Consider the following 12,886-nt stretch of genomic DNA (forward strand, 5'->3'; position numbering starts at 1 on the left):
TGGACAAAAACTCTTCCGCTAGGTGGGGGAGGAGGGTCGCGTTAGAATGGCGACCACCCCTTGGCCGGCTGAGCAACGCCGTGCCTGCAGGCAGCAGCAGGAGTTCGATGAAGAACCTGATCCAGCCCGGCTTTACCGTTGGCGCTGAACCGCGCCAGCGCGCCGCCCTTGCCGGACATGAATACCTGGACACCGGCTTGACGGACAGCGCCGTGCCGGTGGAAACGCCGGAGCTTCCCGGGCTGCGCAGCCTGATCCGTGAGTCGTGGCAGCGTTCCGCCGGCTTCAAGGCGAATCCGGACAATCCTGCCGCCCCGTTGGCCATGGACCGGGATGAGCTCGAGGATTACCGCAGCCAGCACCCCCTGGCCGCCATCATGCCGGTCATCAACAAACTCCTGGTCCAGCCCAGCCACGACAGCGGACTGCTGGTGGCGGTGGGTGACGAAGTGGGCCGGCTGCTCTGGGTGAAAGGCGACCCCGCGTTGCAGCGCCGGGCAGAGGGCATGATGTTCGTTGCCGGCGCCGACTGGTCCGAGGCCACGGTGGGCACCAGCGCGCCCGGCACCGCCCTTGCCCTGGGCCGTGGCATCCAAATCGCCGGCGCCGAGCATTACCAGCGGGCGGTGCATCCCTGGAGCTGCACGGCGGTGCCCTTCCATGACCCGGATTCCGGTGCCGTCCTCGGCGTTGTGGACATCACCGGTACGGCCACGGCGGTGGCGCCGCATACCCTCTCGCTGGTGGAGGCAACAGTAGCGGCCGCCCAGGCACAGCTGCGGGTGGAGCGCCTCCAGCTTGCCGCGGAGATTGCGCAGAGGCCGGTACGACGCCGGGCCGCGGCTTCTGCTTCCCGCGCACCCGGGCAGGCGGCCAAGGAAGGCAGCCTGTACCGGAACAGCCTGCAGTTGCTGGGACGCGACCAGGCACTGCTCAGCCTGGAAGGAAAAACCGTTGTTCTTTCCGCCCGGCACAGCGAAATCCTGGCGCTCCTCAGCACCCACCCGGACGGGCTCAGCGCCGAAGAGCTGAGCGCGCGGCTCTACCCGGGGGACGGTTCCACCATGACCCTGCGGGCCGAAATGGTCCGCCTCCGGAAGGTCCTCCAGCAGCTCAACCCTGACGCCGTGCCCGGATCCCGGCCCTACAAACTTCCGGTGGATGTGGTGCCGGACAGCGGGCAAGTCCTGAGCTGCCTGCAACGCGGCGCCCACCGCATCGCCCTGGAAATCTACCGCGGCGCGGTCCTGCCCAGGTCCGAGGCGCCCGGCATCGTGGAGCTGCGCAACAACGTCTCGACGCTGCTGCGTGAGGCGGTCCTGACTGACGGCAGCGCCGAATCCCTGCTCAAGTACGCCGAGCTTCCCGAGGCAAGGGACGACGTCGGGGTCCGCCGCGCCGCCCTGCGCCTCCTTCCAGCCCGCTCACCCAAGAGGGCCGCCGTCGTCGCGCACCTTGAACGGCTGGAAGCCGAACTGGGCTCCTAACTTGTAATTGGGGCAACGTTGCAACCTGACTGCAACCTCCCCGCTCCTACGCTGTTTCCAACGGCGGCCGCCAGCAGCAAGCGCCGCCCACTGCACAGCAAAGGAGCTAGCAATGACTGTTTACGCCCAGCCCGGAACCGAGGGCTCGAAGGTCACTTTCAAGGACCGCTACGAAAACTGGATCGGCGGCGAATGGGTGGCCCCGGTCAAAGGCCAGTACTTCGAAAACATCACGCCCGTCACCGGCAAGGCCTTCTGCGAGGTAGCCCGCGGAACCGCTGAAGACATCGACCTGGCGCTGGACGCGGCCCACAAGGCGGCACCCTCCTGGGGCAAGACGTCCGTTGCCGAGCGCGCCGCCATCCTCAACAAAATCGCCGACCGCATCGACGAAAACCTGGAAATGCTCGCCGTCGCCGAATCCTGGGATAACGGCAAGCCCATCCGCGAAACCCTCAACGCAGACCTCCCGCTGGCCGCGGACCACTTCCGCTACTTCGCCTCCGCCGTCCGTGCCCAGGAAGGCCGGCTCTCCCAGCTCGACGACGACACCACCGCCTACCACTTCCACGAGCCGCTCGGCGTCGTGGGACAGATCATCCCGTGGAACTTCCCCATCCTCATGGCCGTCTGGAAGCTGGCGCCGGCCCTCGCCGCCGGCAACGCGGTGGTGCTCAAACCGGCCGAGCAGACGCCGAGCTCCATCCTGGTCCTCGTGGAACTCATCGGCGATCTGCTGCCCGCAGGCGTGCTGAACATCGTCAACGGCTTCGGCGTGGAAGCCGGCAAGCCGCTCGCCTCCAGCCCCCGGATCCGCAAGATCGCCTTCACCGGCGAGACCACCACGGGCCGCCTGATCAGCCAGTATGCCAGCCAGAACCTCATCCCCGTCACGCTGGAACTGGGCGGCAAGAGCCCCAACATCTTCTTCAACGACGTCGCGCAGGACAACGACGCCTTCTACGACAAAGCCCAGGAGGGCTTCGCGCTGTTCGCCTTCAACCAGGGCGAAGTCTGCACCTGCCCGTCCCGTGCACTCGTGCAGGAGGACATTTACGAGTCCTTCATGGCGGACGCCGTTGCAAGGGTGGAGAAAATGGTGCAGGGCAACCCGCTGGACACCCAGACACAGGTAGGTGCGCAGGCCTCCAACGACCAGTTGGAAAAGATCCTTTCCTACATCGACATCGGAAAGCAGGAGGGCGCCAAGGTGCTCACCGGCGGCGGCCGGGCCGAACTGCCCGGTGATCTGGCCGGCGGCTACTACGTCCAGCCCACAGTGTTTGAGGGCCACAACAAAATGCGGATCTTCCAGGAGGAGATCTTCGGCCCGGTGGTGGCAGTCACGAAGTTCAGCGACTACAACGACGCCATGGGCCTGGCCAACGACACCCTGTACGGCCTGGGTGCCGGCGTCTGGTCCCGCAACGGCAACATCGCCTACCGCGCCGGCCGCGAAATCCAGGCCGGCCGTGTCTGGGTCAACAACTACCACGCCTACCCGGCGGGAGCCGCGTTCGGCGGCTACAAGTCCTCGGGCATCGGGCGCGAGAACCACGCCATGATGCTGGACCACTACCAGCAGACCAAGAACCTGCTGGTCAGCTACAACGAAAACAAGCTCGGCTTCTTCTAACCCCCACCGCCGCTACAACGACGCAAGGATTTCGCCAATGACGACGACAATGCAAGCAGCAGTAGTAAACGAATTCGGCACCGACCTCCAGGTCCAGGACCTCCCCATCCCGACCCCCGGCCCCGGGGAGGCGCTGGTCAAGGTACTCACCACGGGTGTGTGCCACACCGACCTGCACGCCGCCGAAGGCGACTGGCCGGTCAAGCCCTCGCCGCCCTTTGTTCCGGGGCACGAGGGAGTGGGTGAAGTGGTGGCACTGGGGGCCGGCGTCGCCGACCTCGCCGTCGGGGACCTGGTGGGCAACGCCTGGCTGTGGTCCGCCTGCGGCGACTGCCAGTACTGCCGTACCGGCTGGGAAACCCTGTGCGAGGCGCAGAAGAACGGCGGCTACAGCGTGGATGGGTCCTTTGGCGAGTACATGCTTGTCGATACCCGCTTCGCGGCCCGTATACCGGCGGGATCCGACCCCGTCGAGGTGGCGCCGGTGCTCTGCGCCGGTGTCACCGTCTACAAGGGCCTGAAGATGACGGAGGCCAGGCCCGGCCAGTGGGTCACGATCTCCGGCATCGGCGGGCTGGGACACATCGCGGTGCAGTACGCCGTGGCCATGGGCCTGCGGGTGGCCGCCGTCGACATCGCCGACGACAAGCTCGCCCTCGCCAAAGCCCACGGGGCGGAACTGACCGTGAACGCCCTCCACGAGGACCCCGTGGAAGTCATTCAACGTGAAACCGGAGGTTGCCATGGAGTCCTGGTTACGGCAGTGCACCCGTCGGCATTCGGGCAGGCCATCGGGATGGTCCGCCGCGGCGGCACCATCGTGTTCAACGGGCTGCCGCCGGGGGACTTCCCGGCGCCGATCTTCGAGATTGTGCTCAAGGGCCTGACAGTCCGCGGCTCGATCGTGGGTACCCGGCAGGACCTGGAGGAGGCCTTGGACTTCTACGCCCAGGGCAAGATCCATCCCACGGTCTCCGTCCGGGAGCTCTCCGAGGTCAACGCCGTGTTTGACGAGATGAAGCACGCCAAAATCGACGGCCGCGTGGTCCTGAGGTTCTGATGACCGCCGACAGCATCGATGCTGCAGTGACGCTGCCCGGGGAAGACTTCTCCAGGGTGGCGCTCACGCCCGCGGCCGTGGCCCTGCTGCGGATGCTGTGGGACCGGCACGGGCCGCTCATGTTCCACCAGTCCGGCGGGTGCTGCGACGGGTCCTCACCCATGTGCTATCCGGCAGGGGACTTCCTGACCGGCGACTCGGATGTGCTGCTGGGCCTCTTCGACGTATCCGAGGGACTGGAGCCGCAGCCGCTGGAGTTCTGGATGTCGCGTGAGCAGTTCAACTACTGGAGCCACACGCACCTGACCGTGGACGTGGTGCCGGGACGGGGCAGCGGCTTCTCGGTGGAAGCGCCCGAAGGCAAGCGTTTCCTGATCCGGTCCACACTGATGGATTGGCCGGTTTAGGAGCAATAATTTCGTAGGAAGAAGCCCGGCCCGAACATCAGGCCGGGCTTTTTCCGTCTCACCATCCGGAACAATTGGGGCCGTCCAGTGGATGGACACTATCGTTGATAGGTCTGTTTCCATCAGAAATCAGGATTGTGATCCCCCTATGAACCTTCTCCGGACCAAATCAATCGAGCAGTCCATCGCCGACGCCGATGAACCCGGACGCAAGCTCAAGCGGTCCCTCAGCACGTGGGACCTGATGATCATGGGCGTTGCGGTGGCCGTGGGCGCCGGTATCTTCTCCGTAGGCGCCAAGGCTGCAGCCAACTTCTCCGGCCCCGCCGTGACGTTGTCCTTCGCAATCGCCGCCATCACCTGCGCCCTTGCCATCATGTGCTACGCCGAATTCGCCACCGCCATCCCCGTGGCAGGCTCCGCCTACGTCTTCACCTACGCCACCATGGGTGAGCTGCTTGCCTGGATCATCGGCTGGAACCTGATCCTCGAGCTCTTCACCGCCGCAGCGGTGATCGCCAAGTACTGGGGCATCTACCTCAGCAAGGTGTTCGCACTGATGGGCGCCGACATCCCGCCGGCCCTTTCGCTGGGCGGCGTGGACCTCTACTGGGGCGCCTTCCTCATCGTTGCCGTGTTCACCGTGCTGCTGGTGCTGGGCACCAAACTGTCCGCCCGCGTGGGCAACATCTTCACCCTGATCAAGATCGGCGTGGTCCTCTTTGTGATCGTCGTCGGCTTCACGTACGTGAAGTTTGAGAACTACAGCCCGTTCATTCCTGCCGCCGAGCCCACCGGCGGTACCGGCACTGCGGACGTCCTGAAGCAGTCGTTCTTCGGCTTCCTCACCGGGGCTGCCCCCGCACAGTACGGCACCCTTGGCATCTTCGCCGGCGCTGCCCTGGTGTTCTTCGCCTTCATCGGCTTCGACGTGGTGGCCACCTCCGCGGAGGAGGTCAAGAATCCGCAGAAGACCCTGCCGCGCGGCATCTTCGGCGGACTTGCCCTGGTGACGCTGCTGTACATCCTGGTATCCCTTGCCCTGACCGGCATGGTGTCCTACACGGAACTGGCCGCGGCAGAGAGCCCCACGCTCACTACGGCGTTCGAAGCGGTAGGCGACACCTCCGCCGCCAAGGTCATTGCCTTCGGTTCGCTGGTGGGCCTGACCACCGTGATCATGGTCCTCCTGATGGGCCTGTCCCGCGTGGTCCTGGCGATGAGCCGCGACGGCCTCCTGCCCCGCGCGCTGTCCAAGACCAGTGACAAGCGCTCGACGCCGGTCCGCCTCCAGATCATCTGCGGCGCCGCCGTTGCACTGGTGGCAGGGCTGACCAACGTGGACCTGCTCGAGGAAATGATCAACATTGGCACCCTGTCCGCCTTTGTGGTGGTGAGCCTGGGCATCCTGGTGCTGCGCAAGAAGCGCCCGGATCTCAAGCCGGCCTTCCGCGTTCCGTTCGGCAAGGTCCTGCCGATCGTGTCCGCAGTCCTGTGCCTGTACCTGATGACCAACCTGGCCGTGGAGACCTGGATCTTCTTCGCCATCTGGCTGGCGATCGGCCTGGCCATCTATTTCTCCTACGGCCAGCGCCACTCCCGCCTGAATGAGAAGTTCGCCTCGGCCAGTACCGCCGTCAACGGTGCTCCCGTAACGGCCGGCAAGGCCACCGGCGAGGACGAGGACGAGCTGACCCGCGCCTGATCCCCGGGCAGGGTGCACCGCACCTGACCTGGACACACTGCCCCGTACCGCATCCGCGGTGCGGGGCAGTGGCGTCTACGGTGCAGCGTGCCTGCCCACCCAGTCCACCAGTGGCCGCAGCTCATCCCAGAGTGCCGCAATCTCCTGTGCGGCGGCAGGGGTGGACAGCCATGCCGGCTGACCGAGATCGGTGGCTGCGGACAGGGACTTGTGCTTCAGGAGTTCAGCCCGCGGATGGTCCTGCGGATACCCGCGCGGGACAGTCTTGAGCTTCTCTCCCTCCACCACAAATCCGGCGGCAGCCACGGCTTCGACAATGTGCCGGAGCGCTTCGCCGGTTCCCGAGGCGTCGACGGAATTGCGGTACCGGGCGAGCTGGGCCGGGGTGTGGGAGTGGTAGCCGCCGCCTACGAGCAAACCCTCTGCGCTGACCTGGAGGTAAAAGCCGACACCTTCCTGGACGGAGGCAAAGGCACCCTGGGCTGTCTTGTACGGAGACTTGTCCTGGGAAAACCTGATGTCCCTGTTGGGCCTGAAGATCCTGCCGGGTCCAAACCGGGGCTCCAGCTGGGCCAGCAGCGCGAGGAACGGGTCCCGGACCAGCGTTTGGTAGCGGTCCTTGTTTTCCAGCCACCACTCACGGTTGTTGTTGTCCTGCAGCTCCTGGTAGAAGCCGAAGGCGGCGGCGGGGATGCCCTGGAAAGTTGTCATGCGTCGATCCTAGGGACACCGGGCAACGTCAGCCATGGCCAGCAACAGCTATGTGGAAAAGAAAAACCACCCCGCCACGTATGCCCGTGACGGGGTGGTTTTCAGCAACTCAGAGAGGGGCTGGATCAGCCGATCTTGTTGGCGGCTTCTGCCTCGGAGAGCGGTGCAGCGCCAAGGTTGGCGCGCAGCTTGGCGCCCAGTTCGGCGTCAACGTTGGTCCAGTACTGGATGGCGCGTTCCTTGATGTCGGAGCGCTTGACGCCGCCCACGGCACCGGTAATGGTGTCCAGGAAACGGGCCTTGGCGGCGTCGTCGTAGACCTCGCGGTACAGCGTGCCGGCCTGGACGAAGTCGCTGTCCTCGGCGTGCAGGGAGTGCGCGGCGAGGGTCAGCTCGCCGTCGTTCTCCCAGCCGCCGGCCGGGTTCTGCGGCTCAAGGGCAGCCGGACCGCCGAAGGTGTTCGGGGCGTAGACCGGAACCGAGGGGGCGTTGAACAGGTAACGTCCGGCGCCGTCCTGGCTGTAGTTGTTGACCTGGTTCTTGGGCTGGTTCACCGGGATCTGGGCGTGGTTGGTACCCACGCGGTACCGGTGTGCGTCCGCGTAGGAGAAGATGCGGGCCTGCAGCATCTTGTCCGGGGAAGCGGCGATGCCCGGAACGAAGTTCGACGGCGCGAACGTGGCCTGCTCGATCTGCGCGAAGTAGTTCTCCGGGTTCCGGTTCAGCTCCATGGTGCCCACCTTGATCAGCGGGTAGTCGGCGTGCGGCCAGACCTTGGTCAGGTCGAACGGGTTGAAGCGGTAGGTCTTGGCATCCTCGTAGGGCATGACCTGGACGTGCAGGTCCCAGGACGGGAAGTTGCCCGCTTCGATGTTTTCGGACAGGTCCCGGATGTAGAAGTCCGCGTCCGAACCGGCCAGGGCTTCAGCCTGCTCGCCGGTCATGGAGTTCACGCCCTGGTTGGACTTGAAGTGGTACTTGACCCAGAAACGCTCGCCCTCGGCGTTGATCCACTGGTAGGTGTGCGAACCGTAGCCCTGCATTTCACGCCAGGAGGCGGGCAGGCCGCGGTCACCCATCAGCCAGGTGACCTGGTGGGCGGACTCGGGGGACAGGGTCCAGAAGTCCCACTGCATGTCGGCGTCGCGCAGGTGCGTGCCCGGCAGGCGCTTCTGGGAGTGGATGAAGTCCGGGAACTTGATGCCGTCGCGGATGAAGAACACCGGGGTGTTGTTGCCCACGAGGTCGTAGTTGCCCTCGGAGGTGTAGAACTTCACGGCGAACCCGCGGGGATCCCGCCAGGTGTCCGGGGAACCGTTCTCGCCCGCAACGGAGGAGAAACGGATCAGCATTTCGGTGTCGACGCCCGGCTGGAGGAAGGCTGCCTTCGTGTACTTGGACACGTCCTCGGTGGTCTTGAACGTACCGAATGCACCGCCGCCCTTGGCGTGCACTACGCGCTCCGGCACCCGCTCGCGGTTGAACTGGGCGAGCTTTTCCACCAGGTAGTGGTCAGTCAGGATGATGGCACCGTCGGCACCAACTGACTTCGAGTGCGCGTCGGACGTAACGGGGGCACCTGACTGGGTTGTTGAAATGGCAGTCATTGTTCTCCTATTTCTGTGTTTCTTCTGAGGGACGATTGGAAGGAAGTTGTTGGGACTGCTGGCAGTCCTGGCAGATGCCCTGGTACATCACATCGGCGATCTGGATGGTCATCGGCTTGGCGTGTTCATCCCAGTGGGGCGTGAGGCAGGGCGCGTGCCCCACGGCGCAGTCCACGTCCTCAACACGGCCGCAGCTGATGCAGATGGCATGGTGGTGGTTGTCGCCGACGCGGGTTTCATACAGGGCGGGGGAGTGCGGCGGCTCGAAGCGGCGCAGCATGTGCAAGTCCGTGAGGTCCCCCAGCACCACGTAAACGGACTGGGCTGTCAGTTCGGGAAGCTCGGCGCGGGCGGCAGCCAGGATGCTTTCGGCGGGGGAGTGGGGATGGCGTTCGACGGCGGACAGCACCGCCAGCCGCTGTTTGGTCACCCTGCGGCCGTGGGCGCGCAGGGCGGCAGCCCATGCCTCCTGGCCGTCAAAGTGCTCTGTCATGACACCATTGAAACACTTATTATGAATATCTCACAATAAGGCTTGGCTAACCTCGGATGGAGGGTCAGCGCCCCCGGCGACATTAGGGTTACAGGGTGGGGAAACTGCTTGCTGACATCACGCCGCTCAAGGAAAGCCCCGACTTCCGCCGGCTCTGGCTCGGCTCGGCCGTCTCCGCCGTCGGAAGCCAGCTCACCCTGGTGGCAGTGAGCCTGGAGATCTACCGGCTTACCCTGGACAGCTTCTATGTGGGACTGCTGGCCGTCTTCGCGCTGGTGCCCCTGGTGATCGGCGGACTCCTGGGCGGATCCATTGCCGACTCCCACGACCGGCGCCGGGTCGCCCTGCTGGCCAGCACCGTCCTGTGGCTGACCACCGGACTGATCGCCCTGCAATCGTGGCTGCACCTGGGCAACGTCTGGGTTCTTTACCTCCTGGTGGCGGTGCAGAGCGGCGCGCAGGCCATCAACCAGCCTGCCCGCAGCGCCATCCTGCCCATGCTGATCCGCAAGGAACTCCTGCCCGCGGCGAACGCCCTCAGCATGATGTCCTTCGGCCTGGCCATGACTGCCGGCCCCCTGCTCGCCGGGGTGCTGGTGGCCTGGGTGGGGTTTGGCTGGACCTACACCATCGACTTCGCCAGCTTCGCCCTGGTGCTGTGGGCCGTCTACCGGCTGCCGCCCCTGCCGCCGTCGGGAAGCCGCAGCAGGGCGGGCATCCGCTCTGTCATCGAGGGGTTTCGGTTCCTGGGCACCCGTCCCAATTTGCGGATGACCTTCGTGATCGACCTGGTTGCCATGATCCTGGCCCAGCCGCGTGCCCTGATGCCGGCTATCGGCGCTGTGATGATCGGCGGAGGCGAAGCTACGGTGGGCGTGCTCCTGGCCTCAACTGCTGTTGGTGCCTTCCTGGCCGGGCTGTTCTCGGGCCCGCTGGGTGCTGTCCGCCGGCAGGGGAGCGCGGTGGTGTTCTCGGTGATGGGGTGGGGTGCGTCTCTCGCCGCGTTTGGCATGGTGGTGGTGCTCGCCGGGCGTTCCCCGGACGGCGAGGTCACGTTCTGGCTCCTTCCGGCCGCACTGTGCTGCGCATTGGCTGGAATCGCCGACTCGATCAGCAGCGTCTTCCGAAATACCATCCTGCAGGCCGCCACACCAGACCACCTCCGCGGCCGGCTCCAGGGCGTGTTCATCGTGGTGGTGGCGGGCGGTCCCAGGATCGGCGACCTGCTGGCCGGCGGCGCCACCAAAATCGCGTCCGAGGGCTGGGTCCTGCTGCTCGGCGGGCTGCTGTGCATCGCAGGGGCGTGGCTGGCGGCGAGGCTGCAGCCGGGTTTCCAGAAGTACGACGCGCGGAACCCGGCTCCCTAGTAAGCCGTTCCCATAGAAGAGCGAGGAGGAAACGTGCACAAACACTACAACGGCCTGAAGACTGCAGCGCTTTTCGGCGTTCTGTGGGCGGTGCTGCTGGGCCTCGGTGCGCTGATCGGCGCGAGTACCCGGAGCTCCGCGCCCATCTGGATTATGGCGCTGCTCGGAGTGGCCACCACCGCCTACGGCTACTGGAACAGCGACAAGATCGCCATCCGGTCCATGCAGGCGTACCCGGTCACCGAAGCGCAGGCGCCGCAGCTGTACCAGATCGTCCGTGAGCTGTCCGTGCGTGCCAACCAGCCGATGCCGCGGATCTACCTTTCGCCCACCATGAATCCGAACGCCTTCGCCACGGGCCGGAACCCGCGGAACGCTGCCGTCTGCTGCACGGAAGGCATCCTGCAGCTCCTGGACGCCCGCGAACTCCGGGGCGTCCTGGGGCACGAACTCATGCACGTCTACAACCGGGACATCCTCACCTCATCCGTGGCCGCCGCCGTCGCAGGCGTTATTACCTCCGTGGGCCAGATGCTGCTGTTCTTCGGCGGCGACCGGCGCAATTCGAATCCTTTGGCGATGCTGGCGATGGCACTGCTCGCCCCCTTCGCGGCGTCCCTGATCCAGCTGGCCATCTCGCGGACCAGGGAGTACGACGCCGACGAGGACGGTTCCGAGCTGACCGGCGATCCGCTGGCGCTGGCCTCAGCCCTGCGCAAGATCGAGCAGGGTGTAAGTATCGCGCCGCTGCCGCAGGACCAGCGGCTGGTGAACGCCTCGCATTTGATGATCGCCAACCCGTTCCGGGGCGGGGCCATGAACAAGCTGTTCGCCACGCACCCGCCCATGCGCGACAGGATCGCGCGGCTGGAACGGATGGCCGGCAGGCCGCTGCGCTAGTCCCGCCGTCGTCCGTTCGGTCCGGCGACACGCCAAACCATCCTCGACGGGCATAACCATCCTCGGCGCGCAAAAACGCCGGCGCTACCGGAATCCGGGTAGCGCCGGCGTTTATGCCTGGCGCAGGAAATTTCCTGCGTCGAAAACTGTGCCCGCGGTGCTAGCTGCGGAAGTTCACAAACTGCAGGTCGGCCTCGTCGAAGTCTTTCAGCAGTGCCATGGTGGCCTGCAGGTCGTCGCGGGACTTGGACGTAACGCGCAGTTCGTCGCCCTGGATCTGGGACTTGACCGACTTGGGGGCTTCGTCGCGGATCAGTTTGTTGATCTTCTTGGCCAGGTCCTGCGCGATGCCTTCCTTGATGGAAGCCTCGAGGCGGAACTCCTTGCCGGAGGCGTAGGGCTCGCCGGTGTCCAGGGACTTCAGTGAGATGCCGCGGCGGATCAGCTTGGACTGCAGTACGTCCAGGACCGCCAGGACACGTTCCTCGGAGTTGGCCTTCATCAGGATCTTCTCGCCGCTGAAGTCCACCTCTGCGCCGACACCCTTGAAGTCGTAGCGCTGGGCCAGTTCCTTCTGTGCCTGGTTGAGCGCGTTGGCCACTTCCTGCTTGTCCACTTTGCTTACGACGTCGAACGTTGACTCGCCTGCCATGACTCTCCTTGTGCTGGTGGGGGCCTTGTCCGCGGACAGGGCCGGGATCGCTGCAATCAAGCCTAATACGGATGTCGCTGCTGAGGGGGAGCGGCAATTCACAGTTCCCTCTCAGCGGACATCCGGCGGGAACGAAGGATGCGCCGACAGAGTTGAAGGAGTTGGAAAGCAGTACGAAGGGACCACCATGCACCGCAAAGCCATCCGCTACGTCACACAAACCACTTCGGCGGCGGCCGGGGCCGTTGCCACAGCAGCAACTTCGGTGGCGGCAGCGGCGGTGGCAGCGTCCATCATTTTCAGCCCGGTGGCTGATGCGTCCTCCCGGATGGACGGCGTCCGGGAGGACCTGCTGCGGGCGGTGCTGTTGAACCAGATCACCGAAGAGCAGGCCGTGAAATTTGAAGCCAAGCTGGCCGGAAGGATTCTCGGGGAGGCGTGACGGCTGCCGTTTAGGCCACCTCGAAGGGCCTGAATCCGCGCAATTCCGGCCTTTTGCGCGCCGATTCGATTCTTCGGCGGAAGTTCTGTAAAGTTGTCTTGCCCGCGGTTACTGGAAGCGGAACGGCCCGGAAACGGACGTCCTGCAGACTGCATCTACGGGTACTTCTTTTGAAGTTCGGCAGATTACCCGAGCGGCCAAAGGGGGCTGACTGTAAATCAGCTGGCAACGCCTACGGGGGTTCGAATCCCTCATCTGCCACCCAAGGAAAAGCCTCCGGAACCACTGGTTCCGGAGGCTTTTTCGTGTCTGCGCGCCCGAGCCACGTGCCTGCCGTAGCGGGGCAGGCGCCGCCCGGGCAACCCGCCATCACCTCCTGCACCCAATCGGGCAGCCGCCATCACCACCTGCACCCAATC

General features: G+C 65.3%; 12 protein-coding genes and 1 tRNA gene. 9 read left to right on the forward strand and 4 right to left on the reverse strand.

Features of this window, described 5'->3' with window-relative positions; genetic code table 11:
* The first annotated feature begins 107 nt into the window (after window positions 1-107).
* The 5 genes from ARTSIC4J27_RS05490 to ARTSIC4J27_RS05510 all read left to right on the forward strand — a co-directional run bounded on the left by ARTSIC4J27_RS05490 (window position 108) and on the right by ARTSIC4J27_RS05510 (window position 6,295).
* A complete protein-coding gene (locus tag ARTSIC4J27_RS05490) occupies window positions 108-1,487 on the forward strand; it encodes a helix-turn-helix domain-containing protein (protein WP_050054199.1) in 1,380 nt (459 codons plus the stop codon).
* A 112-nt stretch (window positions 1,488-1,599) separates the two neighbouring features.
* Entirely contained in the window at window positions 1,600-3,123 is a 1,524-nt protein-coding gene (gene exaC / locus ARTSIC4J27_RS05495; protein ID WP_050054200.1) for an acetaldehyde dehydrogenase ExaC, read from the forward strand.
* A gap of 37 nt (window positions 3,124-3,160) precedes the next feature.
* Complete coding sequence (gene adhP / locus ARTSIC4J27_RS05500) at window positions 3,161-4,183, forward strand: alcohol dehydrogenase AdhP (RefSeq protein ID WP_200900757.1); 1,023 nt, start codon at window positions 3,161-3,163, stop codon at window positions 4,181-4,183.
* Complete coding sequence (locus ARTSIC4J27_RS05505) at window positions 4,183-4,590, forward strand: DUF779 domain-containing protein (protein WP_050054202.1); 408 nt, start codon at window positions 4,183-4,185, stop codon at window positions 4,588-4,590. The genes adhP and ARTSIC4J27_RS05505 overlap by 1 nt, the downstream gene beginning before the upstream one ends.
* Before the next feature lie 148 nt (window positions 4,591-4,738).
* A complete protein-coding gene (locus tag ARTSIC4J27_RS05510) occupies window positions 4,739-6,295 on the forward strand; it encodes an amino acid permease (RefSeq protein WP_050054203.1) in 1,557 nt (518 codons plus the stop codon).
* A 75-nt stretch (window positions 6,296-6,370) separates the two neighbouring features.
* Here ARTSIC4J27_RS05510 and ARTSIC4J27_RS05515 read toward each other — a convergent pair whose 3' ends face one another.
* The 3 genes from ARTSIC4J27_RS05515 to ARTSIC4J27_RS05525 form a co-directional block, all read right to left on the reverse strand.
* The gene (locus ARTSIC4J27_RS05515; protein ID WP_050054204.1) at window positions 6,371-7,006 is read right to left on the reverse strand and encodes a DUF2461 domain-containing protein; all 636 of its coding nucleotides are present in this window, start codon (window positions 7,004-7,006) and stop codon (window positions 6,371-6,373) included.
* A 125-nt stretch (window positions 7,007-7,131) separates the two neighbouring features.
* Window positions 7,132-8,613 (reverse strand): catalase, encoded by a 1,482-nt coding sequence (locus ARTSIC4J27_RS05520; RefSeq protein ID WP_050054205.1) that lies wholly within the window; start codon window positions 8,611-8,613, stop codon window positions 7,132-7,134.
* 7 nt (window positions 8,614-8,620) lie between these two features.
* Complete coding sequence (locus ARTSIC4J27_RS05525; RefSeq protein ID WP_050054206.1) at window positions 8,621-9,106, reverse strand: Fur family transcriptional regulator; 486 nt, start codon at window positions 9,104-9,106, stop codon at window positions 8,621-8,623.
* 95 nt (window positions 9,107-9,201) lie between these two features.
* Here ARTSIC4J27_RS05525 and ARTSIC4J27_RS05530 point away from each other — a divergent pair, with 95 nt between their 5' ends.
* Both ARTSIC4J27_RS05530 and htpX read left to right on the forward strand, forming a co-directional pair.
* The gene (locus tag ARTSIC4J27_RS05530; protein WP_050054207.1) at window positions 9,202-10,473 is read left to right on the forward strand and encodes an MFS transporter; all 1,272 of its coding nucleotides are present in this window, start codon (window positions 9,202-9,204) and stop codon (window positions 10,471-10,473) included.
* 33 nt (window positions 10,474-10,506) lie between these two features.
* Window positions 10,507-11,373, forward strand: a complete 867-nt coding sequence (gene htpX / locus ARTSIC4J27_RS05535) for a zinc metalloprotease HtpX (protein WP_050054208.1) — start codon at window positions 10,507-10,509, stop codon at window positions 11,371-11,373.
* 160 nt (window positions 11,374-11,533) lie between these two features.
* Here the strand turns inward: htpX and ARTSIC4J27_RS05540 are convergent, their stop codons facing one another.
* On the reverse strand, window positions 11,534-12,025 hold the full coding sequence (locus ARTSIC4J27_RS05540) for a YajQ family cyclic di-GMP-binding protein (protein WP_050054209.1): 492 nt from the start codon (window positions 12,023-12,025) through the stop codon (window positions 11,534-11,536).
* Between the two features lie 187 nt (window positions 12,026-12,212).
* On the opposite strand from ARTSIC4J27_RS05540, the gene ARTSIC4J27_RS05545 reads away from it, so the two are divergent.
* Complete coding sequence (locus ARTSIC4J27_RS05545; protein WP_050054210.1) at window positions 12,213-12,467, forward strand: hypothetical protein; 255 nt, start codon at window positions 12,213-12,215, stop codon at window positions 12,465-12,467.
* Between the two features lie 179 nt (window positions 12,468-12,646).
* Window positions 12,647-12,728: transfer RNA gene (locus ARTSIC4J27_RS05550), tRNA-Tyr, on the forward strand.
* The last annotated feature ends 158 nt before the right edge of the window (window positions 12,729-12,886 follow it).

This window comes from Pseudarthrobacter siccitolerans, assembly GCF_001046895.1.
Taxonomy (GTDB): domain Bacteria; phylum Actinomycetota; class Actinomycetes; order Actinomycetales; family Micrococcaceae; genus Arthrobacter; species Arthrobacter siccitolerans.

Excerpts from the sequence above, each read along its gene's own strand:
- ARTSIC4J27_RS05490 (WP_050054199.1), top strand. The coding sequence starts at position 108 with ATGAAGAACCTGATCCAGCCCGGCTTTACCGTTGGCGCTGAACCGCGC.
- exaC (WP_050054200.1), top strand. The coding sequence starts at position 1,600 with ATGACTGTTTACGCCCAGCCCGGAACCGAGGGCTCGAAGGTCACTTTC.
- adhP (WP_200900757.1), top strand. The coding sequence starts at position 3,161 with ATGACGACGACAATGCAAGCAGCAGTAGTAAACGAATTCGGCACCGAC.
- ARTSIC4J27_RS05505 (WP_050054202.1), top strand. The coding sequence starts at position 4,183 with ATGACCGCCGACAGCATCGATGCTGCAGTGACGCTGCCCGGGGAAGAC.
- ARTSIC4J27_RS05510 (WP_050054203.1), top strand. The coding sequence starts at position 4,739 with ATGAACCTTCTCCGGACCAAATCAATCGAGCAGTCCATCGCCGACGCC.
- ARTSIC4J27_RS05515 (WP_050054204.1), bottom strand. The coding sequence starts at position 7,006 with ATGACAACTTTCCAGGGCATCCCCGCCGCCGCCTTCGGCTTCTACCAG.
- ARTSIC4J27_RS05520 (WP_050054205.1), bottom strand. The coding sequence starts at position 8,613 with ATGACTGCCATTTCAACAACCCAGTCAGGTGCCCCCGTTACGTCCGAC.
- ARTSIC4J27_RS05525 (WP_050054206.1), bottom strand. The coding sequence starts at position 9,106 with ATGACAGAGCACTTTGACGGCCAGGAGGCATGGGCTGCCGCCCTGCGC.
- ARTSIC4J27_RS05540 (WP_050054209.1), bottom strand. The coding sequence starts at position 12,025 with ATGGCAGGCGAGTCAACGTTCGACGTCGTAAGCAAAGTGGACAAGCAG.
- ARTSIC4J27_RS05545 (WP_050054210.1), top strand. The coding sequence starts at position 12,213 with ATGCACCGCAAAGCCATCCGCTACGTCACACAAACCACTTCGGCGGCG.